The 21,207-nt window shown below is 64.4% G+C and carries 27 protein-coding genes; 9 read left to right on the forward strand and 18 right to left on the reverse strand.

Annotation, left to right across the window (positions count from 1 at the left end; all coding sequences use genetic code 11):
* Positions 1–142 precede the first annotated feature (142 nt).
* The 3 genes from ACNJX8_RS13250 to ACNJX8_RS13260 are packed head-to-tail and all read right to left on the reverse strand — an operon-like array spanning position 143 to position 3,101.
* Positions 143–1,072 (reverse strand): ABC transporter substrate-binding protein, encoded by a 930-nt coding sequence (locus ACNJX8_RS13250; RefSeq protein ID WP_439360944.1) that lies wholly within the window; start codon positions 1,070–1,072, stop codon positions 143–145.
* Complete coding sequence (locus ACNJX8_RS13255) at positions 1,069–1,425, reverse strand: c-type cytochrome (protein ID WP_249761848.1); 357 nt, start codon at positions 1,423–1,425, stop codon at positions 1,069–1,071. The genes ACNJX8_RS13250 and ACNJX8_RS13255 overlap by 4 nt, the downstream gene beginning before the upstream one ends.
* A gap of 11 nt (positions 1,426–1,436) precedes the next feature.
* Positions 1,437–3,101 carry a methanol/ethanol family PQQ-dependent dehydrogenase gene (locus ACNJX8_RS13260; RefSeq protein ID WP_439360945.1) on the reverse strand — a complete coding sequence of 555 codons (1,665 nt, stop codon included), beginning with the start codon at positions 3,099–3,101 and terminating at the stop codon, positions 1,437–1,439.
* A gap of 330 nt (positions 3,102–3,431) precedes the next feature.
* On the opposite strand from ACNJX8_RS13260, the gene ACNJX8_RS13265 reads away from it, so the two are divergent.
* From ACNJX8_RS13265 to ACNJX8_RS13285, 5 genes are all read left to right on the forward strand, one after another.
* On the forward strand, positions 3,432–3,824 hold the full coding sequence (locus ACNJX8_RS13265; protein ID WP_439360946.1) for a calcium-binding protein: 393 nt from the start codon (positions 3,432–3,434) through the stop codon (positions 3,822–3,824).
* 138 nt (positions 3,825–3,962) lie between these two features.
* A complete protein-coding gene (locus ACNJX8_RS13270; RefSeq protein WP_439360947.1) occupies positions 3,963–4,298 on the forward strand; it encodes a hypothetical protein in 336 nt (111 codons plus the stop codon).
* 228 nt (positions 4,299–4,526) lie between these two features.
* Positions 4,527–4,607: a pyrroloquinoline quinone precursor peptide PqqA gene (gene pqqA / locus ACNJX8_RS13275; protein ID WP_008562446.1), complete on the forward strand. Its 81-nt coding sequence runs from the start codon at positions 4,527–4,529 to the stop codon at positions 4,605–4,607.
* Positions 4,608–4,884: 277 nt separating this feature from the next.
* Positions 4,885–5,724 carry a hypothetical protein gene (locus ACNJX8_RS13280; RefSeq protein ID WP_439360948.1) on the forward strand — a complete coding sequence of 280 codons (840 nt, stop codon included), beginning with the start codon at positions 4,885–4,887 and terminating at the stop codon, positions 5,722–5,724.
* 119 nt (positions 5,725–5,843) lie between these two features.
* Positions 5,844–6,053 carry a hypothetical protein gene (locus ACNJX8_RS13285; protein WP_091896419.1) on the forward strand — a complete coding sequence of 70 codons (210 nt, stop codon included), beginning with the start codon at positions 5,844–5,846 and terminating at the stop codon, positions 6,051–6,053.
* A 9-nt stretch (positions 6,054–6,062) separates the two neighbouring features.
* Here ACNJX8_RS13285 and ACNJX8_RS13290 read toward each other — a convergent pair whose 3' ends face one another.
* From ACNJX8_RS13290 to ACNJX8_RS13310, 5 genes are read right to left on the reverse strand one after another with little or no spacing between them, the layout of a single operon-like run.
* Positions 6,063–6,410 carry a hypothetical protein gene (locus ACNJX8_RS13290; RefSeq protein ID WP_128937283.1) on the reverse strand — a complete coding sequence of 116 codons (348 nt, stop codon included), beginning with the start codon at positions 6,408–6,410 and terminating at the stop codon, positions 6,063–6,065.
* Between the two features lie 26 nt (positions 6,411–6,436).
* Positions 6,437–7,240, reverse strand: a complete 804-nt coding sequence (locus ACNJX8_RS13295; RefSeq protein ID WP_439360949.1) for a pentapeptide repeat-containing protein — start codon at positions 7,238–7,240, stop codon at positions 6,437–6,439.
* Between the two features lie 47 nt (positions 7,241–7,287).
* A complete protein-coding gene (locus ACNJX8_RS13300) occupies positions 7,288–8,016 on the reverse strand; it encodes an ABC transporter ATP-binding protein (RefSeq protein ID WP_091896425.1) in 729 nt (242 codons plus the stop codon).
* Positions 8,006–8,743: an ABC transporter permease gene (locus ACNJX8_RS13305; RefSeq protein ID WP_439360950.1), complete on the reverse strand. Its 738-nt coding sequence runs from the start codon at positions 8,741–8,743 to the stop codon at positions 8,006–8,008. The genes ACNJX8_RS13300 and ACNJX8_RS13305 overlap by 11 nt, the downstream gene beginning before the upstream one ends.
* A 1-nt stretch (position 8,744) precedes the next feature.
* The gene (locus ACNJX8_RS13310) at positions 8,745–9,743 is read right to left on the reverse strand and encodes an ABC transporter substrate-binding protein (protein ID WP_439360951.1); all 999 of its coding nucleotides are present in this window, start codon (positions 9,741–9,743) and stop codon (positions 8,745–8,747) included.
* A gap of 87 nt (positions 9,744–9,830) precedes the next feature.
* Here ACNJX8_RS13310 and ACNJX8_RS13315 point away from each other — a divergent pair, with 87 nt between their 5' ends.
* Positions 9,831–10,190, forward strand: coding sequence for a hypothetical protein (locus tag ACNJX8_RS13315; protein WP_128932465.1), 360 nt, complete (start codon positions 9,831–9,833; stop codon positions 10,188–10,190).
* 180 nt (positions 10,191–10,370) lie between these two features.
* Here the strand turns inward: ACNJX8_RS13315 and ACNJX8_RS13320 are convergent, their stop codons facing one another.
* Together ACNJX8_RS13320 and ACNJX8_RS13325 are read right to left on the reverse strand one after the other, a co-directional pair.
* Positions 10,371–11,189: a quinoprotein dehydrogenase-associated SoxYZ-like carrier gene (locus tag ACNJX8_RS13320; protein WP_439360952.1), complete on the reverse strand. Its 819-nt coding sequence runs from the start codon at positions 11,187–11,189 to the stop codon at positions 10,371–10,373.
* 42 nt (positions 11,190–11,231) lie between these two features.
* Entirely contained in the window at positions 11,232–12,140 is a 909-nt protein-coding gene (locus tag ACNJX8_RS13325) for a quinoprotein relay system zinc metallohydrolase 2 (protein WP_439360953.1), read from the reverse strand.
* Positions 12,141–12,285: 145 nt separating this feature from the next.
* On the opposite strand from ACNJX8_RS13325, the gene ACNJX8_RS13330 reads away from it, so the two are divergent.
* Together ACNJX8_RS13330 and ACNJX8_RS13335 are read left to right on the forward strand one after the other, a co-directional pair.
* Positions 12,286–13,170: a substrate-binding domain-containing protein gene (locus tag ACNJX8_RS13330; RefSeq protein WP_128932468.1), complete on the forward strand. Its 885-nt coding sequence runs from the start codon at positions 12,286–12,288 to the stop codon at positions 13,168–13,170.
* A complete protein-coding gene (locus tag ACNJX8_RS13335) occupies positions 13,167–13,724 on the forward strand; it encodes a PQQ-dependent catabolism-associated CXXCW motif protein (RefSeq protein WP_439360954.1) in 558 nt (185 codons plus the stop codon). The genes ACNJX8_RS13330 and ACNJX8_RS13335 overlap by 4 nt, the downstream gene beginning before the upstream one ends.
* Before the next feature lie 238 nt (positions 13,725–13,962).
* Here ACNJX8_RS13335 and ACNJX8_RS13340 read toward each other — a convergent pair whose 3' ends face one another.
* From ACNJX8_RS13340 to ACNJX8_RS13365, 6 genes are all read right to left on the reverse strand, one after another.
* Positions 13,963–14,268, reverse strand: coding sequence for a copper-binding protein (locus tag ACNJX8_RS13340; protein WP_128939287.1), 306 nt, complete (start codon positions 14,266–14,268; stop codon positions 13,963–13,965).
* Between the two features lie 149 nt (positions 14,269–14,417).
* A complete protein-coding gene (locus ACNJX8_RS13345) occupies positions 14,418–15,026 on the reverse strand; it encodes a hypothetical protein (RefSeq protein WP_091898410.1) in 609 nt (202 codons plus the stop codon).
* Positions 15,023–15,871 carry an ABC transporter permease gene (locus ACNJX8_RS13350; protein WP_130211771.1) on the reverse strand — a complete coding sequence of 283 codons (849 nt, stop codon included), beginning with the start codon at positions 15,869–15,871 and terminating at the stop codon, positions 15,023–15,025. Before ACNJX8_RS13350 ends, ACNJX8_RS13345 begins: the two co-directional genes overlap by 4 nt.
* Positions 15,868–16,674, reverse strand: a complete 807-nt coding sequence (locus ACNJX8_RS13355; protein ID WP_439360955.1) for an ABC transporter ATP-binding protein — start codon at positions 16,672–16,674, stop codon at positions 15,868–15,870. The genes ACNJX8_RS13350 and ACNJX8_RS13355 overlap by 4 nt, the downstream gene beginning before the upstream one ends.
* Positions 16,671–17,639, reverse strand: a complete 969-nt coding sequence (locus tag ACNJX8_RS13360) for a YVTN family beta-propeller repeat protein (protein ID WP_439360956.1) — start codon at positions 17,637–17,639, stop codon at positions 16,671–16,673. Before ACNJX8_RS13360 ends, ACNJX8_RS13355 begins: the two co-directional genes overlap by 4 nt.
* A gap of 8 nt (positions 17,640–17,647) precedes the next feature.
* Positions 17,648–18,829, reverse strand: a complete 1,182-nt coding sequence (locus ACNJX8_RS13365; protein ID WP_439360957.1) for an ABC transporter substrate-binding protein — start codon at positions 18,827–18,829, stop codon at positions 17,648–17,650.
* Positions 18,830–18,888: 59 nt separating this feature from the next.
* On the opposite strand from ACNJX8_RS13365, the gene ACNJX8_RS13370 reads away from it, so the two are divergent.
* Positions 18,889–19,458 carry a DUF3280 domain-containing protein gene (locus tag ACNJX8_RS13370; protein WP_439360958.1) on the forward strand — a complete coding sequence of 190 codons (570 nt, stop codon included), beginning with the start codon at positions 18,889–18,891 and terminating at the stop codon, positions 19,456–19,458.
* Positions 19,459–19,605: 147 nt separating this feature from the next.
* Here the strand turns inward: ACNJX8_RS13370 and fghA are convergent, their stop codons facing one another.
* Both fghA and ACNJX8_RS13380 read right to left on the reverse strand, forming a co-directional pair.
* Entirely contained in the window at positions 19,606–20,451 is an 846-nt protein-coding gene (gene fghA, locus ACNJX8_RS13375; RefSeq protein ID WP_439360959.1) for an S-formylglutathione hydrolase, read from the reverse strand.
* 70 nt (positions 20,452–20,521) lie between these two features.
* On the reverse strand, positions 20,522–21,142 hold the full coding sequence (locus ACNJX8_RS13380; protein WP_128939281.1) for a response regulator: 621 nt from the start codon (positions 21,140–21,142) through the stop codon (positions 20,522–20,524).
* Positions 21,143–21,207: the final 65 nt, after the last annotated feature.

Genomic DNA, 21,207 nt, shown 5'->3' on the forward strand with positions numbered 1-21,207 from the left:
GGTCGCCGACAATGTTGTGCGAGCGTACTGGATTCCCCGCCGGAGCCTGTCATCGGGCTCGCCGAAGGCGAGACCCGGTGGCGGGGAATGACGGCGGAGTTGATGGATACGCCCGCGTGCCATCGCTCTTCGCGACGAACTCTCACCGCTGAATGATCTTCATCCAGACATCGCCGAGGATCGCAGGCTCGCGCGGCGGCAGATAGGTGAGGCCGGCCTGCTTGCCGAATTCGGCGATCTTGCCTTCGGCGGCAAGCTGGCCAAGCGCCGCGTTGACGGCCTCGATCAGCGCGGGATCGCTGGCAAGCCCGACATAGCCGCGATTGGCACCGATCGGATAATAGTAGGCGGACGCGGTGATCGCCGTATCGGGGTGCGCGGCGCGATGGGCATCGAAGCGCGCAAGATCGATCAGCGTCGCGTCATGGTCGCCGCGTTGGAGCGCGCCGAGGAGGTCGTCGCGGCCGGGCACGAGATGGGTGATGTTGTCGATCAGGCGGCCCTTGTCGAAGGTCATCAGGATGGCATCGCCGAGCGAGCCGCTTTCGATGACGAGGCGAAGGCCGGCGAGATCGCCGATGTCGCCGATCTTGCGGCCCTTCGCCTTCGGCCCGAGCACCACCGTCATCGGCGAATAGACGTAAGGCTGGCTCGGCGCGAGCACGCCGAGCGCGACGCGGCGCCGCCGGTCCTCGCGCGTGGCGCCGGCGAAATCCGGCAGGCGCGCCGTTTTCATGCCGGGCTTGACGAGCGAATCCAGCGTCAGCGCGTAGCCGCCGACCAGCGCGCAGCGTCCGTCCGAGAGCAGCGCATTGGCCTCGAGCTGTGGGCTGGAATCCTCATCGAGCTTGCTCTCGAACCACTGGATCGTCAGCGGCCGTCGCAGGCGCTCGGCGACCGCCTGCGCCAGCAGCACGTCGAAGCCCGCATCCGGCTTGCCCTTTTGATGCACCGAGAGCGGCGGCCGGCCTTCATCAAGACAGATCCTCAGCGGGTCATCCGCCGCGTGCGCAACCGTAGGCGCCGCCGCGAGGATCGCCGCAACGCTCCACGCGGCGAGCCAACGCCTCAAGGCTTCCTCCGGCTGGAGATGAAGGCCCAGAGGTCCCCGATCTGGTCGTCGTTGAGGATGTCGCCCCAGGGCGGCATCTTGTTGTTCTTGCCGTTCTTCACCGTGGTGACGAAGCGCGTCTTGTCGTCCGGGATCGCGCGCAGGTCCGGCGTGATGGTGCCGGAGTTCATCAGGTTGGGGCCGTGGCAGTGCGAGCACTTTTCGGCATAGGTCGATTTGCCGTGATCGATCTGTGCCTGCAGAGGATTGCCGGTTGCGTCGTCCGCGGCACGAACGGTCGCCACAAACGCGACCGTCAGCACCGCGACGGCGGCGAAGATCGCCGCCGTCTTGTGAGATATCTCCTTCAGCATCGTGCCTGTGGTCACTGCTTGACTGCAAAGACCCACAGCGAGCCGCCGGGCGGCACCTTGGCCAGCCGCTCGTCGCCGGAGAACAGCGAGTAGACGCCGCCATAGCCGCTCGTCACGGCGACATACTGCACGCCATCCTGCTGCCAGGTGACCGGCTGTCCCTCGATGCCGGAGCCGGTCTGGAACTGCCAGAGCTTCTTGCCGCTGTCGGCATCGAAGGCCTCGAACTCGCCGGTCAGCGCGCCCGTGAACACGACGCCGCCTGCGGTCGACAGCACGCCGGAGAAGCGCGGGATGTCGGCGGGGGCCTCCCACTTCGCCTTGCCGGTCAAGGGATCGATCGCCTTGAGATGGCCGCGCGGGCCGTCTCCGTACTCCCAGAGGTCGGTCAGGTCCATGCCGAGATACCATTCACCCTGCTTGAAGGTCACGGGCTCGGTCTTGTACCTGCCGCCGAAGGCGAGCGTGTTGGCATAGGCCAGGCCGGTCTGCGGATTGAACGACATCGGCTCCCAGTTCTTGCCGCCGAGGATCGACGGATAGACGGTCACCTTCTTGCCCTCGCGCGCGTCCTTCGAAACGTCGGTCTCGATCGGGCGTCCGGTCTTCATGTCGATGCCGGTCGCCCAGTTGACCTTCACGTACGGGTTGGCCGCGAGCAGCTTGCCGTTGGTGCGATCGAGCACGTAGAAGAAGCCGTTGCGGTTGGCGTCCATCAGCACCTTGGTCGGCTTGCCCTCGACGTTCATGTCGGCGAGCACCATCTCGGCCACGCTGTCATAATCGAACGGATTGTTCGGCGAGAACTGGTAGTGCCACTTGATCTTGCCGGTCTTGGGATCCATCGCCAGCACGGAGCAGGTGTAGAGATTGTCGCCGGGGCGCACCGCTGAGTTGAACGGGCCGGGATTGCCGATGCCCCAGTAGACCGTATTCAGCTCGGGATCGTAGGACCCGGTGATCCAGGTCGAGCCGCCGCCGAGCTTCCAGGTATCGCCCTTCCAGGTGTCGCCGCCGGGCTCGTCCGGTGAGGGGATCGAGTGGGTGCGCCAGAGGTGCTTGCCCGTCGCCGGATCCCAGCCGTCGATGAAGCCCCGGGTGCCGAATTCGGCGCCGGAGATTCCGGTGATAACGACGCCGTCGGCGACCAGCGGGGCCACCGTCATCGAATAGCCTTCCTTGATGTCGGCGGCCTTCTGCCGCCAAAGCTCCTTGCCGGTCTTGGCGTCCAGCGCGATCACGTTGGCGTCCAGCGTGGTGCGGAACACCTTGCCGTCGTAGAGCGCGGCGCCGCGATTGATGATGCCGCAGCAGACGATGCGCGGCGTCTCGGCGGGATACTCGACCTTGGTTTTCCAGATCTGCTTGCCGGTCTTGGCGTCCACCGCCATGGTCGCATTGTGCGAGGTCACGTAGATCACGCCCTGGTACACCAGCGGCTGCGATTCCTCGCTGCGATCGTCGTTGAACGAGTAGTTCCAGACCGGGACGAGGTTCTTGACGGTGTCCTTGTTGATCTGGTTCAGCGGCGAGAAACGCTGGAGATTGTAGCCCATCCCGTAATTGAGAACGTTCGATGTATCGGTCGCGCCCTTGACCAGTTGCTCGGTGGTCTGCGCGCTTGCACAAGTCGATGCAAGCATGACGAGGCTCGCGGCCATCGCAAAGCGTTTCATCCGTTCCTCCCAATATGCGCGTCTTTTGACGCTGCAGGAACAACACTCCGCCCGAATGCAAAACGCGTCAATACGAAAGTCGCGAGTGCGACGCCAACCTGTTGAACGTCAGAGGCCAGTCACCTGACGGAAACCTGACAACCCGTTCTCACTTGTGCGCAGACGCTGGAGAAATTCCGCGACGCGAAGCGGTCCGACGGAAGCGGCCAGCTTGGCGCGGCGGAGTTCCGCGAGTTGTAGCGCGCGCAGGTTGCAGTTTCCGATTTGAAGCAGGGCACATTCGTGGGATTTATGTCGGATCCGCTCGAATCGAGTTCTCAGGAGGTTTCGATGAGGTCACGTCGCTCAATTGCGTTTGCGCTCACGATTGCATTGCTGTCCGGTCCGGCTCTCGCGGCATCCGGCAACGCGGTCAAGATGTTCGATACAGATAATGACGGCACGCTCGATCTCGCCGAGGTGAAGAAGGCGGCCAGCGCATTGTTCGCCAAGCTCGACCGCGATCACGACGGCACGCTCGATGCACGCGAGTTGCGCGGGCGGTTGTCGGCGAAAGAGCTCGCCGCCGCCGATCCCGATCGTGACGGGACGCTTACGCTCGACGAATACCTGTCGGTAGTGGAGCAGCGCTTCAACGCGGCCAATCCTGACAAGGACGGCACGCTCGATGCAAAAGAGCTGAACGCGCGGGCCGGCCGCGCGCTGCTGCGGCTGCTGCGCTGAGCGCGTACCCCTGGAACGGACGTGGCACGGCATTGCGATTAATTCCGCTCCGACACTCGGAACATCGGGCTGCCGGGCCTGTTCTCCTCGAAATGGCCTGCCTGGCGTTGGGGCTGCGCGCGGGGAGGAGAGGAGATCATGCAGATGAACACCAAACGATCCGTTCTCGCTGCCTGCGCGATCCTGACGTTGAGCGCCGGTGTCGCCGTCGCAGGCCCCTGCAAAACCGGCAGTACAGCCACTGACAAGGATGCCGGGTCTGGCCCGGTCACCGTGGGCTCGGCGCAATCCCATCCATCGAGTTCGGCGAGCGACACCAGTCAGCATCCGCCGACCAGCACGATGAATCGTGCGAGTGGCGAAACGCCGGCTTCATCCGAGGATGCGCAGCGGCAGATGCAGAGTGAACCGACGGCGGCTCAGCAGGCCGAAGGTGCCAAGCCGAACCCGGCAATGGCCGACAAGGACTGCTGACGACGCGGCGCTGGTCGTGCCGATTCGAGGCACGGTGTGTTGCGCAAGGTGATGTCCTCCAGGTCCGTGCTTGACCAAGAGGGAACTGGCTTTGCCCGAGAGAGAAATGCGGCCGCGAAGAATCGACACAGACGCGTTCGGCATTCGAATCGGCGCTTGAACTATAGGGGACCGAGCCCTAGGTTTTGCCCCGCGCGATGTCGCGCTCAATACCTTGGGAGACCCCGAATGGCTTGGAAAGCTCCGAAGATCGTGGAAGTGCCGGTCGGCATGGAAATCAACATGTACGCCTGCGCTTCGCGCAAGTAAGACTAACGACCTGCCGCGGCTTCGATGGCAAACGCCGTCGAAGCCGTGGCAGTGTCGGATCCTCGTCCGCCGTTGTGTGTCACGCGTTTTGGTTGACGCGCTTTGCCATTGATGCAAAGCCACACACGGGCAGCGCTTCACTGCTCTCCGCATCAAAATCTCGACCATGCTCCGCGGCGGTGTGTTACGATGACGCCAGGTCAGCGCTGCTGCCGCATTAAAGCGGAGGGCGTCTTCAGGGCACGGGATGCGCGGCGAAGCTCGCAAATTTTGGCTGATGATTGCGTGCGTGGGCGTGCTGGCACCGGCTTATGCGTGCGCCGAGGAGGGCTTCGATACCGAGCACATCTTCGGCTTCATGATCGGCACCGATGTCGGCACTGTCGGCGAGCGCGAATTCCAGAGCGAGACGACGGGGCGATTCGGTAAGGGCGGTAGGACCTATCGCGCGCTCGCGCAGGAGGTCGAGATCGAGGTGGTGCCGCTGCCGAACTTCCGCATCGAGGTCGGCGGGATCGCCAGCCTGCACGACATCACCGGCGTCCCCGACATCGACGATCGCCGCCAGTTCAACTTCCAGGGCGCCTCGCTCGACCTGCGCTATCGCCTGCTCGATCGCGAGCACGCGCCGTTCGGCCTGACTGTCGCTGCCGAGCTCCATGGCGACCGGATCGACGAGACCAGCGGCGCGAAGGGACGGATGTACGGCACCGATTTCACGCTCGCCTTCGACCGCGAGCTCGTGCCAAACTTCGCCATCGCTGCGCTCAATCTGATCTACCAGCCGGAATGGGCGCGCTTCGAGGTGGCGGGACTCTCCCAGAAGAGCTCGACGATCGGGGCGGCGTTCGCCGGCATGGTGCGCGTGCGGCCCAATGTGCTCCTCGGCGGGGAGATGCGCTACTTCCGGCAATACGAAGGCATCGGCCTCGGCGAGTTTTCGGGCCAGGCCCTATTCGTCGGCCCCACCGCTTACTTCCAGCTCTCCGAGCGCTCGCGCCTGACCTTGAGCTGGAGCATGCAGGCCTGGGGACGTCCGGCCGGGTCATCCGCCAATCTCGACCTCGTCAATTTCGAGCGCCACCAGGCGAGGGTTGTGTTCGGGGTCAACTTTTAGGGCGCAAGTGCGCAAGGTAAGGAAAACACTCCAATTTCAGCCCCGGTTTGAAACTTCCCGCTCCTTGGAACGTATCCTTTCGTGCTAATCTCCATCGCCTCTTGCGACAGGACCCCGGCATGAACCCGATTGACCTGGTGGTGACTGTGTGTGCGGTGCTCTCGCCTGCGACCTGCGAGGAGCAGCATCTGGTGTTCAACTATTCCGGGTCGCCGCGGCAATGCGCGATGGCCGCGCCGCCCTATATCGCGCAATGGGTCGGCGAACATCCGAAGTGGCAGGCGGTGCGGTGGCGCTGCGAATATCCGCACACGCATGACAAGGCGTGAGCGGCGGCGCTACTTGGTGCAATCCTTCAAATCCTTATCGGCGATTGAGAACACCGCGTCGGCCCTGATCTCGATGCCGCGGACGATGCACTGCCGGCCATTGGGATAGCTCACCCTGGCGTCGTAATGGCCCGGCTCGACGCCGGTGATGCGCAGCCGCTCGTCGTGGTCGACCTCCTTGTCCTTGTCGTTCAAGCATTGGTTCGGACCCCAGTCGGTCCTGCCGGCGGGAGCGAGCTGGAAGCCGGAGATCGTCTCAGTCGTCAGATTCCAGAGCCGGATGCCCTTGCCCTTGGCCTGCGCGGCGGCTTCGCCGGCAAGCGTCAACAACGCGATCAAAGCTAGAACCCAACGCATCAGCCAGTCCTCCCAAAGGCGGGCCGTCATTCCCTGATCAGGCGCTCGCGGTTCTTTGCCTTGTCGAAATTTTTAGCGCGGTCAAGGCCGTTCGGTGCGATCAGCTTCGCCGACACGAGATCGGCGCCGTCGAAATCGGCGTCGATGACGATGGCATCAGTCAGATCGGCTCCGCCGAGTTCGGCGTTTTTCAGTGATGCGCCGCTCAGGTCGGCGCCCCTGAGGGCCGCGAATTGGAGGTCGACGCGCGACAAATCGGCGTTGCGCGCGTTCAGCCGTTCCAGGTTGGCGGATCTGAGCACCGCGCGCATCAGCCCCATCGACTGGTTGCGCATGTCGGCGCCAAGCTTCGCGTCCGCGATCGAGGCGCCGACCATGCTTGCGCCGGTGAGATCGGCAGCGATGCGTGCTCCCGACAGGTTCGCGCCGTCGAGACGCGCGCGGGCCATTTGCGACGCGAACAGATTGGCGCCCTTCAGGCTTGCGCCGGTAAGATCCGCATCCAGCAGCCATGCCTGATCGAGGATTGCACGGTCGAGCTTGGCGTCTCGGAGTATTGTCTTGTTGAGCCGCGCAGCGCGGAGAACCGCGTTGGACAGGTCCAGCCCCGAGAGATCGAGGCCCGACAGGCGTTTGCCGGTGAAATCGGCAGGCTGCGCGGCGCTCGCTTTGGCCAGCACGGCTTCAACCTCTGGCCTGGTCATTTCGGCCGAGACCATCGCGGGGGAGGTGAGGTCGACGTCACGCATCATGTCCTGCGCGCCCGCCGTCATCGTGACGAGTGCAAGACCAAGCATTGCAAGCGTTGAGAGGGCGACCGTCCGCGTCATCATCAACTCCGCTGCCAGCCTATCTAGCACATCCGCCAAGCGACCGGCTATGAGATATCTCGCTCGGCGCGGTCGCCTTGAGTTCGTTGGGCGAGGCCGGCCTTGATCGCCGCAATCTCGGCTTCGCCGCGAGTGTCGCGCGGGATGTCGATAGGTACCTCTGCCACGATCCGCGTTGGCCGGGGCGACAGGAAGAACAGCCGATCGCCCAGGTGCACTGCATCGTCCAGGCTGTGTGTCACCAAAAGCGTCATCACTGGGCGGCTCGCGACGAGCGTCGCAATCTCATCCCGCAGGCGTCCAGCGAGAGCGTCATCGAGCGATGCCAGCGGTTCGTCAAGCACCAAAATATCCGGCTCGACGGCGAAGGCGCGGGCCAGCGCGACGCGCCGGGCAAGCCCCAGCGACAATTCGCCGGGGAAATGGCTGCGATGTGCCTCCAGCTCCAGGATTTTGAACAGCTCCGACAGCCTGGCATCGGTGACATCGGGTGCAGCGAGCCGCACATTCTGCTCGACCGAACGCCACGGCAGCAGCCGCGGCTCCTGGAATACCATGCCGATCCGCGCCTGCGGTGGCCGCGCGATCCGCCCCTGAAACTCATGATCGAGCCCCAGGATGATGCGCAGCATCGTGCTCTTGCCGCAGCCGGAGGGGCCGATCAGCACACCGACCTCGCCGGATTCAAGCGTGAACTTGACCGGCGCCAGCACCTCGTGCGTTCCGCCGGCGGCACTTTTGAACGTCTTGCCTGTGATCTCGACCTCAAGCCGCACGGGGGCGCCACCGTGTTGCGCGGGCTTCGAACGGCTGCACCAGCAAGGTTTCGATGACGAGCACGACTGCTGCGAAGGTCAGCGAATAGGCGAGCAGCCGCGGCGTGTCGAACAGCTGGAAGGCGACACCGATCTCGAAGCCGACGCCGTTCGGACGGCCCAACAGCTCGGCGACCAGCACGATCTTCCATACCAGCGACAATCCGGAGCGCGCAGAGGCTGCGATATAGGGCGCAAGCTGCGGCAGCACGACGTGGCGGAAGGCACGCCAGCGTGGCATCGCGAATACGCTCGCCATCTCGTCGAGCGAGCGGTCGAGCGCGCGCGCGCCCTCGCGCAAGGTGACGATGGCGGTCGGCAGCTTGTTGATGGCGATTGCCGCGATCGCGGCGGCCTCGGTGAGGCCAGCCCAGATATAGGCCAGCACGATCACGACCAAGGCGGGTAAATTGAGCAGCAGGATCAGCCAGGGATCGCCGAGCCGGTCGGCAAGCTTCACCCGTCCCATCAGATAGCCGATGGCGCTGCCGAGCGACATCGCCAGCACGAAGGCGAGGGTGACGCGCGCCAGCGTGGCGCCGAGATGCAGGAACAACGCGCCGCTCGCGGCCTCCGCGATCATGACCTGGAGCACGGCGGGCGGGGAGGGCAGCTTTTCGCCGCCGGCGAACAGCGCGGCGATCCACCAGATTGCGAGAAACAGGACAAACGAGAGAAGACGCAGCACCTCAGTCTCCGGGGACCGCGTGATAGAAGGTGCCGGGATCGAGCTCGGCCGCTGGCCCGACAAGGTCGCGGCCACCGATCTCGGCGAGCACGCGGTAGAGCACGCGCGCATCCGCCTCCTCGTCGGCGATGCTCCGCCGCGGGATGCCTTCACGATAGCGGTCGCGATAGGTCTTGAGCATGGCCGGATCGGTGGTGCCGGTAAGCGGTGCGATCTTGTCCCAGGCCGCGTCCGAGGTCACCAGCAGCTCTTTGGCCTTCCGGGTCATAGCGATGAAGCGCGCCACGGCGTCACGATGGCTTGCCGCCCAGTTCTCATCGAAGACATATCCGACCGCGGCGACCGCGCCCTTGGCACCGAGTTTTGGCAGGATGTCCTCGATGCCGGCGAGGCGGCGAAAGCCCTTGGCCTCGAGCTGCGCGCAGAAATTCCAGAAGTTGAGGCTCGCATCCATTTCACCGTCGAGCGCCTTGGCGGCGATCAGGGGCGGGGCGCCATAGACGATGGTCGCCGCAGACTTCAGGTCGATGCCGTCCTGCTTCATCCGGGCCTGGAGCATCAGCCAGCTCTTGTCGATCGCTCCGCCGGCGACGGCGAGCTTGCGTCCCCTGAGGTCCGCGAGCGTCTTGATTGGCGAAGCCGCCGGCACCATCACCGCGCCGAGCGCGCTGGAATAGGGATAGAAGGTGAGCTTGGCGCCGAGCGCGCGCTCGCGCGATACCCACAGCCAGTCCGACAGGATGATGTCGGCGCTGCCTGCGCGCATCGCGATCTTGCCGGCTTCCGTGCTCGCGAGCTCACTGACCTCCAGCGACAAATCGGCCTGCTTGTCCAGACCGTTCGCGCGGATCGCCGCCAGCTCCCAGGAGAATGTTCCGGTTTTCTGCACCGCAAGGCGGATGGTCTCCGCGGCGCGGCCGGGTGCGGCTAGCATCAACGCCAGCGCCACCGCGAGCGCCAATGTTCGACCAAGTACCTTTATCGCACCGAGTGCTCTCATCACCTTGTGAGCCGTTTCCTCTGACGGAGTGCTTTTCAGGACAATACGCATAGCATAGCTTTGGTCGCAACCATCGGGAGGATGCGCATGAAACTGGCGGGACGGCTACGACCGATTGTCGCCGCAATGGCGGTATTGGCGGCGACCACATGCGCGGCGCAGGCCGAGGATGCCAATGATTATCCGACGTCGGCGCGCGCCGAGTACGTCTATGGCTGCATGAAGGCCAATGGCGAGGCGCGGTCTACGATCGAGCAATGTTCCTGCTCGATCGACGTGGTCGCCTCGATCGTGCCCTATGCGCGCTACGTCACCGCGGAGACCGCGCTCAGCATGTCCCAGGTGCGCGGTAATCTCGGCGTCCAGTTCCGCACCTCGGAGCAGGCGAACTCGGCGGTGAATGATTTGAGGCGCGCGCAGGCGGAAGCCGAGGTGAGGTGTTTTTAGCTATCGCGGCACAGACGGTGTCATCCTTCTCCCCTTGTGGGAGAAGGTGGCGCGAAGCGCCGGATGAGGGGTATCTCTCCTCTTGCTCAGACGTTGAGAGTTGCGTTCGCGGAGAGAGACCCCTCACCCGCCTCGCTTCGCCAGGCACCCTCTCCCACAGGGGAAGAGGGTAAGAAATCTTCACGTCCCCGGCTTCTCCACGTCCCACTCATTGCGGAACACGTGCCCATCGGTGTCCTTTGCCTCGGCGCGAAAGCGCTTGGCGCCGTTGGAGACATAGGTGAAGCGCAGATTGGGATCTTCCGAGATCGAGATACCGCCTTCCATCGACAGCACGGGGCTGTCGTCCTGCGTCAGCTTGAGCTGGTTGATGAAGAAGGCCGGGATATAGAGCTGCGTGACCTGATCCATCTGCAGGCCGGAATTGTTGGGATGGCCGATCATGATCTGCGCCTCGCGCACGCGGCTCGCCGGCGCATCCTCGCGTGCGAATTGCCGGTAGCGCATCTGGCCGAGCCGGTTCCTGGCTTCCTCGATGTTCTTGCCCGCCGGCGCCGAGCAGCCGCCGGAGGCCTTTACATAGACCTTCGAGACATAGAGCTGGCCGTCGCTGAGCTCGGCCACCGCATGCACGTCGGTGTAGTTGTTGACGCGCACGCGCGTCGAGATCTCCGTGACATTGGCATCCGGCCCGAGTTCGAACTTCGCGGCCATCGGCGCCGGGTTGCGGTCGATCACCAGCGTGATCGAACGGATGCGGCGCGCATCGCCGGGCGATAGCTTGCTGCGCAACGTCACCGGCACGATGGCGGCGTCCTCGGCGCGATAGGGCATCTCGATGCCGATCACATTGCTGCCGTCGTTCATCGGACGGCTATTGAAGATGTCCTGCACCAGGCCCGGCCAGGGATCATAGGCCTCTTCCGCCTGCGCCGGCACGACGAAGGCGATGCCGAGCAGTACGGCGGTCAAGGTCAGGCGGCGAGTGCATGCCATCATGGTTACGGTCCTGCGGGCGTTTTGCCTATCGTAGCGTGCCCGCTACTCCCATTCAATTTCCGAGAATGCTGCGGTTGCGTTGCGGGCATTGTACTCCTCGAACAACTCCCAGCGCGGCCTTTCCGACGCGGCGGCCTTGTCGGCGGCGGTTCGGATCAGCTCGCCCTTCTTGATCAGAGCGCGGACGTCGGACAGCAGCGTCGACAGGTAACGTCGCTCATCGGTCAGTGCGGCAGGCCAGTCGCTCACGGGACCGTGACCGGGAACGACGCGCAGCGCCGGAATGGCCTCCAATCCCTTCAACGTGGCGAGCCAGCCGCGGATGCTGCCGTCCATGACCGGAATGTGGCGGAGAAAGACGAGATCGCCCGCGAACAGGGTTTTGCTCGTCTCATCGAACACGGTCAAATCTGCGTCGCTGTGCCCGGCCGGCCAGGCGCGCAAGATCAGTCGGCGCGACCCGAGATCGAGGGTCGTCGTGTCCGAAACGAGCAGGGTAGGAGCAATGATCTTCACGGGATCAATCAGCTCACTGCCCATGATGCGGCGGAAATTGTCGAGATAGAAAGGCCCACGCGCCGCGAGCGCCTGCGGAAGCTTGCTATGGCCGACGAAGGTGGTGGTTCCGGCGGCGAACGCGGCATTGCCGAAAACATGATCGGGATGACCGTGGGTGTTGATGACGTAGCGGATCGGCTTGGGCGTCTTCGCCCGCACGGCGGCCAGCAGCGCCTCGCCTTCGCGGTAGCTTCCGCCGGTATCGATCACAGCCACCGCATCATCGCCCACGATGAAGCCGACATTGGCGATGTCGCCCTCGTTCGCGCGGGTCATCAGGGCGATGGTCCCGGAGTGTACGAAGATTCCCGGCGCGACTTCGCTCACAGGCAATTCGGATGCCTCGGCGCGTGCTAGCGTGACGATCCCCAGCAGGGACAAGGCTGCGATCATTGAAGCGACGTAAGACACTTTTCCGCCTCAGTTCAGAGGGTTTGCTGCATTGCGCTGCAGCAAAGCAAGCCAACACCAAGTTGGCAAAACTTGGCGCGTCATGCGTTGCATGGATAACATTCAAACAAAACGAGGAGGAAGCGCGATGACGGAGGCCGGACGACATCGTCGCTGGTTGTTTTCACTGTGGGTCCTGATGGCATCCTGCGTGTTCGGCGATGCTGCGATCGCGCAGACCAACGACACCGGCGACCTCTCCTTCGAATTGGTGGACCCGAAGGTGCTGCGCGTCTGCGCCGACCCGCGCAATCTGCCGTTCTCCAACGAGAAAGGCGAGGGGTTCGAGAACAAGCTCGCCGAGTTCTTGGCGGACAAGCTCCAGAAGAAGCTCGACTACGTGTTCTTCCCGCAGGCCACCGGCTTCGTGCGCATGACGCTGGGTGCGCATCGCTGCGACGTCATCATGGGCTTCCCCCAGGGCGACGACCTCGTGCAGGGCACCAATCCCTATTACCGCACGACCTATGCGCTGGTCGCCAAGGCCGGCAGCGGGCTCGAGGACGTCGATACGCTGGAGGACACGCGCCTGAAGGGCAAGCATGTCGGCATCGTCGCCGGCACGCCGCCGGCGACCAACATGGCGATCGCCGGTCTGATGGGCGATGCAAAGCCCTATCCGCTGATGATCGACACCCGCTTCGACAGTTCGGCGCAGGCCATGATCGACGACCTCGCCGCCGGCAAGATCGACGCCGGCGTGCTGTGGGGCCCGATGGCTGGCTACTATGCGAAGAAGGCCGGCTCTTCGCTCCACGTTACGCCACTGGTGAAGGAAACCACCGGGCCGAAGCTGGTCTATCGCATCGGCATGGGCGTGCGCCCCGCCGACCAGAACTGGAAGCGGCAGCTGAACAAGCTGATCCAGGAGAACCAGGGCGAGATCAACAAGATCCTGCTCGACTTCGGCGTCCCGCTGCTCGACGAGAGCGACCGGCCGCTCGGCGCGGAGACGGTCAAGAAGACGCCATGAAGCGGCATCTTGCCGTTGCGCTGCTCGCCGCTGTTCTGGCAGGGCCGGCATTGGCGCAGCAGCAGGAGCCGTTCGAGCCCGAGGGATATCGCACCGACAATTACCGCGCGCCGGTGCCGGCAACGCTCGCCGGCGCGCGCGTGCTGACGACGGCGGAGGCCGAGGCGATCTGGCGCGCGAGGAGCGGCGCCTTCGTCGACGTGATGCCGCGGCCGCCGAAACCGAAGAACCTTCCCGCCGGCACCGTGTGGCGCGATGCGCCGCGCAAGAATATTCCGGGCAGCCTGTGGCTGCCGGACACCGGCTACGGCGCGTTGCCGCCCGCCATGGACGATTATCTGCAACGCGGCCTTGCGCTTGCATCGCACGGCGACAAGGCTGTGCTGCTCGTGATCTATTGCCTTGCCGATTGCTGGATGTCCTGGAACGCCGCCAAGCGCGCGCTGGCGTACGGCTATTCCAACATCGCCTGGTACCCTGACGGCACCGACGGCTGGGAGAGCGCAAAACTCCCGACCGAGGAAGCGCAGCCCGAGCCGCGCCCGGAGCAGTAACGATTGGCCGAGGTGCGCTCTCTCGCCCCGCTTGCGGGGAGAGGGTCGGGTTGGAGTGGGGGGAGCCTCCGCGATCACGCTGTCAGCAATAGACACAGCGCTCCCCCTTCGTCATTGCGAGCCAACGGGTCCGCGCGAAGCGCGGCCCGATGACAGGCTCAGCGAAGCAATCCAGAATCATTCCGCGGAGGAACTCTGGATTGCTTCGCTTCGCTCGCAATGACGATCTGGACCAGTGCTACGGCTTCTGCTTCTCCAACTTCGTCAGCGTGCCGGTGCCGTTCGTCTCGGTGGCTGCATAACTCACCCTGTCGCCGGCATGGACGGCGTCCAGCATTGCGGCGTCCTTCGCCTTGTACTCCTGGAGCGCGCCGGCGTTGCCTGAGCTGGCGCCGACCGTGCCTTTCTGCGTCTGCTGGATCGAGATCGTGCCATTGAGCCGATCGATCCGCGTGACCATTCCGGTCATGTCGTCGGCAAAAGCGCTGGATGCGAGCATGGTGATGACCGCAGCGCCCGCGAAGATGAATCTTGTTGTTCCCATCGAGGCCTCCCGATGTCCTGGATTGGATGTCTTGGATTGACTTCGACAAGACATCCTGGAGCGATTTGGTTCCGCCAGATAGCGCGGCGAAAGGTTAACGATCGCGCTGATATCACGGGAACTTTGGTGAGCCGTCAGCGAGCCTGACGCTATTCCATTTCCTGCTGGATCACGCGCCCGAGCGCGAACAGGCGCTGGTCGATCGTGGTCGGAACCTCGCAGACGAATCGCACCACTTTGTGACGATCCTCGAAAATGCGGGTCTTCCAGATCAGTTCGTTGCTGAGCGCCTCGACCTTGGCATCGTCGCGCGGCGTTGCGCCCTGGAGCGCCTGGAGCGCCAGCGTCTCCTCACGGATCTTGTCGGCGGCCTCGCGCTGCTTGCGGCTGACGCGTTCGAGCCCGTTCATGACCTGGGAGCGCTGGGCATTGAGCGTGTCGAACAGGCCGGCGAACAGCAGCTTGGCATTCGCCGTCTTGTCGGACGCGGAGGCGGCCAGAAACTCCCTCACCGACTTCTCGGCCTCGTCGAGCGGCGTCTTGCGCGCCGACAGCTTTGCGACCAGCGCGCTGATCTTGGCATCGTCCTTCCATTTGTTCTGGACGTCGTCGAGCGGCGGGCCGGCCCAGACAGCCGCCAGCGAAATCTCCGGCACCTTGGCCTGGGTGCAGGGCCAGTCCGGATAGCGCGAATCGGCCGCGCGCGCGGCCGTGCTCGACAGCGCAATTGCCATGGCAGCCAGGATCAGAACCTTCATCCTTCGCCTCCCGCAGGCCCGCGTCGCGCCAGCCCGCGCGACGGATCATAGGCGAAAATCGCACCGATCATGAAGACGATTGTGCAGATCGCGACCACCGCCAGCGAGACCCAGTTGATCTGTCCGTACAGCGCAAATCGTATCAGCTCGACCGCATGAGTGAACGGATTGGCCTCGCAGAGGTAATACAGATAAGGGCTGCCCTCCTGGACCCGCCAGAGCGGATAAAGCGCGGAGGAGGCGAAGAACATCGGGAAAATGACAAAATTCATGACGCCGGCGAAGTTTTCCAGCTGCTTGATGCCGGAGGAGATCAGCATGCCGAGCGAGCCCAGCATCAGCCCGGACAGGATCAACGCCGGCAGCACGGTGAGATAACCCGATGGAGGCGGGGTGATGTCCCAGAACCAGGCGATCAAGAGGAACGCATAGACCTGGAGCAGCGACACCGCGGTGCCCGCGAGCAGCTTGCAGAACAGCAGGAACCCGCGTGGCAGCGGGCTGACCAGCAGCGTGCGCATATTGCCCATCTCGCGGTCATAGACCATTGAGAGCGAGGACTGCATGCCGTTGAAGAGCTGGATCATCGCCATCAAGCCGGGCGCGATATAGACCTCGTAGAGGATGTAGGTCTCGTAGGGCGGGATGATGGAAATGCCGAGCACCTGGCGGAAGCCGGCGGCGAAGATGAACAGCCACACCAGGGGCCGCACCAAAGCCGAGACGAAGCGCTCGCGCTGATGCAGGAAGCGCAGGCCCTCGCGCCAGACGATGCCGGTGAGGCAAGTCATGTACTCGGCGAACGAGAAGCCGCGCGGCGCTTCGCGGGTGGTGATGCTGCTCATGCGCCGCCTCCCGGCATGGTTTGCGCGCCGGTCAGGCGCATGAAGGCGGTGTTGACGTCCTGCGCGCCGGCTTCCGTGACGACGCGGCTCATCGGGCCCTGCGCCAGCACCTTGCCCTGGTGCAGCACGACGAGATCGTCGCCGGGCATGATCTCGTCGAACAGGTGCGTGGCCCAGAGCACGCCGATGCCTTGCTCGGTCACGAGCTGGCGGACATGGCCGATGATGTCGGCGCGCGCCTTGACGTCGAGGCCGACGGTCGGCTCGTCCAGCAACAGCAGCCGCGGCCGGTGCAATAGCGCCCGTGCGATCTCCAGTCGCCGCATCTGCCCGCCCGAGAGATCGCGCACCTTGCTGCCGGCGCGCTCTTCGAGCCCGATGCGCCCGAGCAGCTCGGCGCTACGTGCGGCCGCCTCACGCCGGCTGATGCCGTGTAGCGCGGCGTGATAGAGCAGGTTCTGCGTCAGCGAGAGGTCGAGATCGAGCGTGCGCGGCTGGAACACGACACCGAGCAGCCGCAGCGCCTCGCCGGGGCTCTTGCTGATGTCGTGACCGAAGATGCCGATGCGCCCGGCCTGGATGCCGAACAGGCGCGTGATCAGCGAGAACAGCGTGCTCTTGCCGGCGCCGTTGAGGCCGAGCAGCGCGGTGAAGCTCGCCGGCTGCACGTTGAAGGAGACGTCGGTCAGCGCCCGTCGCGGCCCGTAAGAATGGCTGACGCCGTCGATCGACAGCGCCGGCACCGCGGCCGCTTCCGGCCTCGAGGTCTCGCGCGGTTCGGCGATGGGGGCAGGGCTGGTCATGGCGCGATCGCGACGCCCCAGGGCAGTTCGCCCACTTGAATGGTCTTGATCACTTTTTGCGCGGCGACGTCGATGACGGACACATCGTTCGACACGCCGTTGGTGGTGAGCAGGTATTTTTCATCCGGCGTGAACGCCATGTGCCAGACCCGCTGCCCGACCAGCAGATATTTCGTCACCTTGCGCGTCGCGACGTCGACCACGGCGATGCGGTTGGCGGGGCCGAGCGCGATGAAGGCGGTCTTGTCGTCCTTGGTCATGCCGATACCGACCGGCTGGATCGCCTCTTTCCGCAGGCCGGGAATCTCGAAGGTGACCTTGCCGATCACCTCGTGCTTCCCGGGATCGATGATCGAGACGGTGCCGCCGATCTCCGAGGACACCCACAGTTCCGAACTGTCATGCTTGAACTCGGCAAAGCGCGGCCGCGCATCGACCAGCACGTTGGCAACGATCTGGCGCGAGGATGTGTCGATGAAATGCGCCATGTTGGTCGTCTCGGACGTGTTGATCAGCGTCTTGCCGTCGGGGCTGATGGTCATGCCCTCGGGCTCGACGCCGACCTGGATGTCGCTGAGCCGGGCGCGCTTCTCGAGGTCGATCACGGTCACCGTGTTGTCGTTCTCGTTGGCGACGTAGAGGACCTTTCCGGCGGCATCCTGGGCGAACAATTCAGGGTCGGGGCCGGAGGGCAGGCTGTCCACCACGGTTTGCGTCTTGGCGTCGATCACCTGGATGGTGTCGTCGTCGCCGACCGCGACCATCACGAACTTACCGTCGCGGGTGAAATCGATGCCGCGCGGGCGCTGGCCGACCTTGATGGTCTTGGTCACAGTCCAGCTGTCGGTATCGATTACCGACACCGTGTTGCTCTTCTCGTTCGAGACATAGGCTATGAACGCATGCGCGGGCGCTGCCGCCAGCGCCAGTCCGGACAAGAGCCCCACACGCCACATGCGCAACATCTGCGTTCTCATTTCAACTTGCATTTGCTCTCCGGGCGGTCATAGCCAAGCGTGTCGAGCTCGGAGACCTGGTGCAGGAATCCCTCCTGTGGCGACACCGTTACCACCATGCGGCCGTCGACCAGCAGGATCGGCTGGCGCAATTGGAGATTCCAGTCGCGTAAGGTGAGCCGCGTCCCCTTGAAGGCGGCGACCGAGAAATCCGGGCCCTTGATGAAGTCGGTGACTTTCTTGATATCGCCGGAATTGGTGCGCGAGGTGGCTTCCCCAATCATGCGCACCGCGGTCCAGGCCTGCATGTCGAGCGCGGTCATGCGCCGCGAATTCAGCTTGACGAAGCGGTTCTGCATCTGGATCGCGCCCCACTGGTCCTGCGCGGCATCCCAGCTGCGCGGCACGAGGCCGGCCGAGCCCGCGACGGGACGGGGATCCCAGGTGCGATAGGGCAGATACGCGCCGAACACCTCGCTCTCGTCGGCGACAACGAGCACGTCGTACGCCGGGGCCTGCTGCGTGAACACCGGCATCTGGCGCTGGATCAGCGTCACGCCGGAGTCAGTCCGGCGCGCGCCGCCTTTGTCCTCGAAGGTGCGCTCCTGCACGATCTTGGCGCCGAACCGCGTCGCGGTGCGCCGGAGCGCATCGGCGAACAGCTTGTCCTCGTCATGCGAGCCGACCACGAGCAGCCAGCGTTTCCACTGCTTCCACACCAGATATTGCCCGAGCGCATCCGCCAGCATCGCGCGCGTCGGCGCGGTGTGGATGACATTGGCGCGGCAATCGGCCTCGCGCAGCCGCTCGTCGATTGCGCCGACGTTGAACAGCAGCGTGCCGCGCTCCCGCAGCGCATCCGAGACTTTCAGCAGCGCATCGGCTGGCAGGTCGGCGATGACGAATCCGTTCTTCTCGGCGAGCGCGGTCGCGGCCTGGACCGGATCCTCACCTTCCTTGATGCGGCGCTCCTCCAGCGTAAAGCGCTGGCCCAGGAATTTTCCGGTGGTGTTGTTGTCTTCGATGGCGAGACGGGCGCCGGCGAAGCCGTCATTCTCCGCGGGCTGCTCGACCAGCGACAGCGTCGATCTGGTGCCGGCGACGCCGAGATAGCCGACGCCGATCGTAACAGGATCCGCCGCGAGCGCGCTCGTCGCGGCTACACCCAAGCCGATCAGGCCGACCAACCATCGGATCATGTTTCCTCCGGACGATCTCTCCGGCTTGACCGCCGTTGGAGAATTGTCTCTGCTAAAGCATGACCAATTTGTCAGGGCATGCAACCCCGCATTTCGTCCTCGCGCGTATGGGGGCTGGAATCACGATCGTGCGAGCGCTGATATGTCTCGCCGCTTTGCTATTGACCGGATCGGTCGCGCTCGCCGACCCGCCGAAACTGGCGGTGTTCGATTTCGAGCTGATCGACACCAGCCTGCCTGGCGAGTTCTACGGCTCAAGGCCCGAGCTGGCGCGCCTGGAGCGCATCAGCGAGCAGCTGCGCAAGGAGCTGGCTGATTCAGGCAGGTTCCAGGTGCTCGACATCGCCCCAATCAGGGATGCCGCCCGTCACGCGAACTTACAGGCTTGCGGCGGCTGCGACCTCAAGCTGGCCGGGCAGCTCGGCGCCGAGCTGGAGATCACCGGGCTCGTGCAGAAGGTCTCGAACCTGATCATCAACCTGAACATCTATCTGCGCGACGTGAAGACCGGCACCATGATCACGGTCGCCAGCGCCGACATGCGCGGCAACAGCGATGAATCCTGGACGCGAACGATGAGCTATCTGATCCGCAACCGCTTGCTGGCCCCGAATTACGGGCGGGCATGAGGTCTTCGCCTCTCCCCGCTTGCGGGGAGAGGCCGGAATTCCGGGTGAGGGGGAGTCTCCGCGGCTCCAACTGTTACCGTTTTCGCGGAGGCGGCCCCTCACCCCAACCCTCTCCCCGTAAGAACGGAGAGAGGGAGAGGAGAAAGCTCACCCCTTCAATCTCTCCGCATGCCAGTGCAGGTGATCGCTCATGAAGGTCGAGATGAAATAGTAGCTGTGGTCGTAGCCCGCCTGGCGCCGCAGCGTCAGCGGGATGCTCGCCTTGGTGCAAGCGGCTTCGAGCAACTCCGGCTTGAGCTGCTCTTTCAGGAAATTATCGGCCTCACCGACGTCGACCAGGAAGCCGGAGAATTTCGCGCCGTCCTCGATCAGCGCCACCGTGTCGTGGCTGCGCCAGGTGTCCTTGTTAGGCCCGAGATAACCGGTCAGCGCCTTGATGCCCCAGGGGACGAGCGAGGGCGCCACGATCGGAGCGAAGGCGCTTGCCGCGCGGTAGCGGTGCGGATTGCGCAGCGCCACCGTCAGCGCGCCGTGGCCGCCCATCGAATGGCCCATCACCGATTGTCGCTTGGCGTCGACCGGAAAATTCTCCGCCACCAGCTTCGGCAGCTCGTCGGTGACGTAGCTCCACATGCGATAGTTGCGTGCAAACGGCTCTTGCGTCGCGTCGACGTAGAAGCCGGCGCCGAGGCCGAAATCATAGGCGTTGTTGGCATCACCAGGCACGTCGGGCCCGCGCGGTGAGGTGTCGGGCGCGACGAAGATCAGGCCGAGTTCGGCGCAGGCTTTGCGGAATTCGCCCTTCTCGGTGACGTTGGCATGCGTGCAGGTGAGCCCGGAGAGGTACCAGACCACGGGCAGCTTGGCGCCGTCCGCATGCGGGGGGACATAGACCGAGAACACCATGTCGGTTCCGGTCGCCTGGCTCGCATGGCGGTATACGCCCTGCACGCCGCCATAGGATTTGTTCGTCGAGACAGTCTGAATCGTCATGCCCAAAAGCTCCGTGGCATCTCACCACATCAAGATTGCAACGCTTGTGTGACCGAAATTTGTGGCGATGTCAGGCAACGCCGCTGTCGATCGCCAGCCGCACCAGCTCGACCGAGGTCTTCACCCCGAGCTTCTGTCGCATGATCGAGGAGGTGTTGGCCACCGTCTTGTAGGACGATTGCACCAGCCAGGCGATCTCGGACAGGCTTTTTCCGGCGCTGAGCAGCCGCAGGATCTCCATCTCGCGCGCGTTCAGCTTCGACAGCGGGCTTTGCGCCAGCGTCGGTCCCGCAAAGGCAATGCTGCGCGCGATCGCGCTCGGCAGATAGGTGCCGCCGCTTCCGACAGCGCGGATCGCCTCGACGAGATCGTCGGGGTCGCCGGTCTTGGAGACGTAGCCCTTGGCGCCGCATTCGATCGCGCGCGCGGCGAAGGCCGGATCGTCGTTCATGCTGAACATGATGATGCGGGCCTCGGGCGCGCGCTCGAGGATGCGGCGCGCGAGCTCGAAGCCGGAGACGGTCGGTAGGTTGATGTCGATGATGCAGAGGTCGGGGCGCTCGACGATGAAGACGCACTCGCCGTCTTCGGCGTCGGCGGCCTCCAAGATCTCGATCTCGCCCTCGTCGGCCAGCACGGCACGGCAGCCGGAGGCGACGATGGGATGATCGTCGACGATCAGAATGCGCATAGGCGTTCCCCGCGACAGCCGCGGCCTGTTCTGCGCCGCATGAAGCCGACTAGGCAAGACGCGCG

The sequence above is a fragment of the Bradyrhizobium sp. SPXBL-04 genome (assembly GCF_051853035.1).
Lineage (GTDB): Bacteria > Pseudomonadota > Alphaproteobacteria > Rhizobiales > Xanthobacteraceae > Bradyrhizobium > Bradyrhizobium zhanjiangense.

Coding starts and splice junctions, on each gene's coding strand:
- ACNJX8_RS13255 (WP_249761848.1), bottom strand. CDS start 1,425: ATGCTGAAGGAGATATCTCACAAGACGGCGGCGATCTTCGCCGCCGTC.
- ACNJX8_RS13260 (WP_439360945.1), bottom strand. CDS start 3,101: ATGAAACGCTTTGCGATGGCCGCGAGCCTCGTCATGCTTGCATCGACT.
- ACNJX8_RS13265 (WP_439360946.1), top strand. CDS start 3,432: ATGAGGTCACGTCGCTCAATTGCGTTTGCGCTCACGATTGCATTGCTG.
- ACNJX8_RS13270 (WP_439360947.1), top strand. CDS start 3,963: ATGCAGATGAACACCAAACGATCCGTTCTCGCTGCCTGCGCGATCCTG.
- pqqA (WP_008562446.1), top strand. CDS start 4,527: ATGGCTTGGAAAGCTCCGAAGATCGTGGAAGTGCCGGTCGGCATGGAA.
- ACNJX8_RS13280 (WP_439360948.1), top strand. CDS start 4,885: ATGATTGCGTGCGTGGGCGTGCTGGCACCGGCTTATGCGTGCGCCGAG.
- ACNJX8_RS13285 (WP_091896419.1), top strand. CDS start 5,844: ATGAACCCGATTGACCTGGTGGTGACTGTGTGTGCGGTGCTCTCGCCT.
- ACNJX8_RS13290 (WP_128937283.1), bottom strand. CDS start 6,410: ATGCGTTGGGTTCTAGCTTTGATCGCGTTGTTGACGCTTGCCGGCGAA.
- ACNJX8_RS13295 (WP_439360949.1), bottom strand. CDS start 7,240: ATGACGCGGACGGTCGCCCTCTCAACGCTTGCAATGCTTGGTCTTGCA.
- ACNJX8_RS13310 (WP_439360951.1), bottom strand. CDS start 9,743: ATGAGAGCACTCGGTGCGATAAAGGTACTTGGTCGAACATTGGCGCTC.
- ACNJX8_RS13315 (WP_128932465.1), top strand. CDS start 9,831: ATGAAACTGGCGGGACGGCTACGACCGATTGTCGCCGCAATGGCGGTA.
- ACNJX8_RS13320 (WP_439360952.1), bottom strand. CDS start 11,189: ATGATGGCATGCACTCGCCGCCTGACCTTGACCGCCGTACTGCTCGGC.
- ACNJX8_RS13325 (WP_439360953.1), bottom strand. CDS start 12,140: ATGATCGCAGCCTTGTCCCTGCTGGGGATCGTCACGCTAGCACGCGCC.
- ACNJX8_RS13330 (WP_128932468.1), top strand. CDS start 12,286: ATGACGGAGGCCGGACGACATCGTCGCTGGTTGTTTTCACTGTGGGTC.
- ACNJX8_RS13335 (WP_439360954.1), top strand. CDS start 13,167: ATGAAGCGGCATCTTGCCGTTGCGCTGCTCGCCGCTGTTCTGGCAGGG.
- ACNJX8_RS13340 (WP_128939287.1), bottom strand. CDS start 14,268: ATGGGAACAACAAGATTCATCTTCGCGGGCGCTGCGGTCATCACCATG.
- ACNJX8_RS13345 (WP_091898410.1), bottom strand. CDS start 15,026: ATGAAGGTTCTGATCCTGGCTGCCATGGCAATTGCGCTGTCGAGCACG.
- ACNJX8_RS13350 (WP_130211771.1), bottom strand. CDS start 15,871: ATGAGCAGCATCACCACCCGCGAAGCGCCGCGCGGCTTCTCGTTCGCC.
- ACNJX8_RS13355 (WP_439360955.1), bottom strand. CDS start 16,674: ATGACCAGCCCTGCCCCCATCGCCGAACCGCGCGAGACCTCGAGGCCG.
- ACNJX8_RS13360 (WP_439360956.1), bottom strand. CDS start 17,639: ATGTTGCGCATGTGGCGTGTGGGGCTCTTGTCCGGACTGGCGCTGGCG.
- ACNJX8_RS13365 (WP_439360957.1), bottom strand. CDS start 18,829: ATGATCCGATGGTTGGTCGGCCTGATCGGCTTGGGTGTAGCCGCGACG.
- ACNJX8_RS13370 (WP_439360958.1), top strand. CDS start 18,889: ATGACCAATTTGTCAGGGCATGCAACCCCGCATTTCGTCCTCGCGCGT.
- fghA (WP_439360959.1), bottom strand. CDS start 20,451: ATGACGATTCAGACTGTCTCGACGAACAAATCCTATGGCGGCGTGCAG.
- ACNJX8_RS13380 (WP_128939281.1), bottom strand. CDS start 21,142: ATGCGCATTCTGATCGTCGACGATCATCCCATCGTCGCCTCCGGCTGC.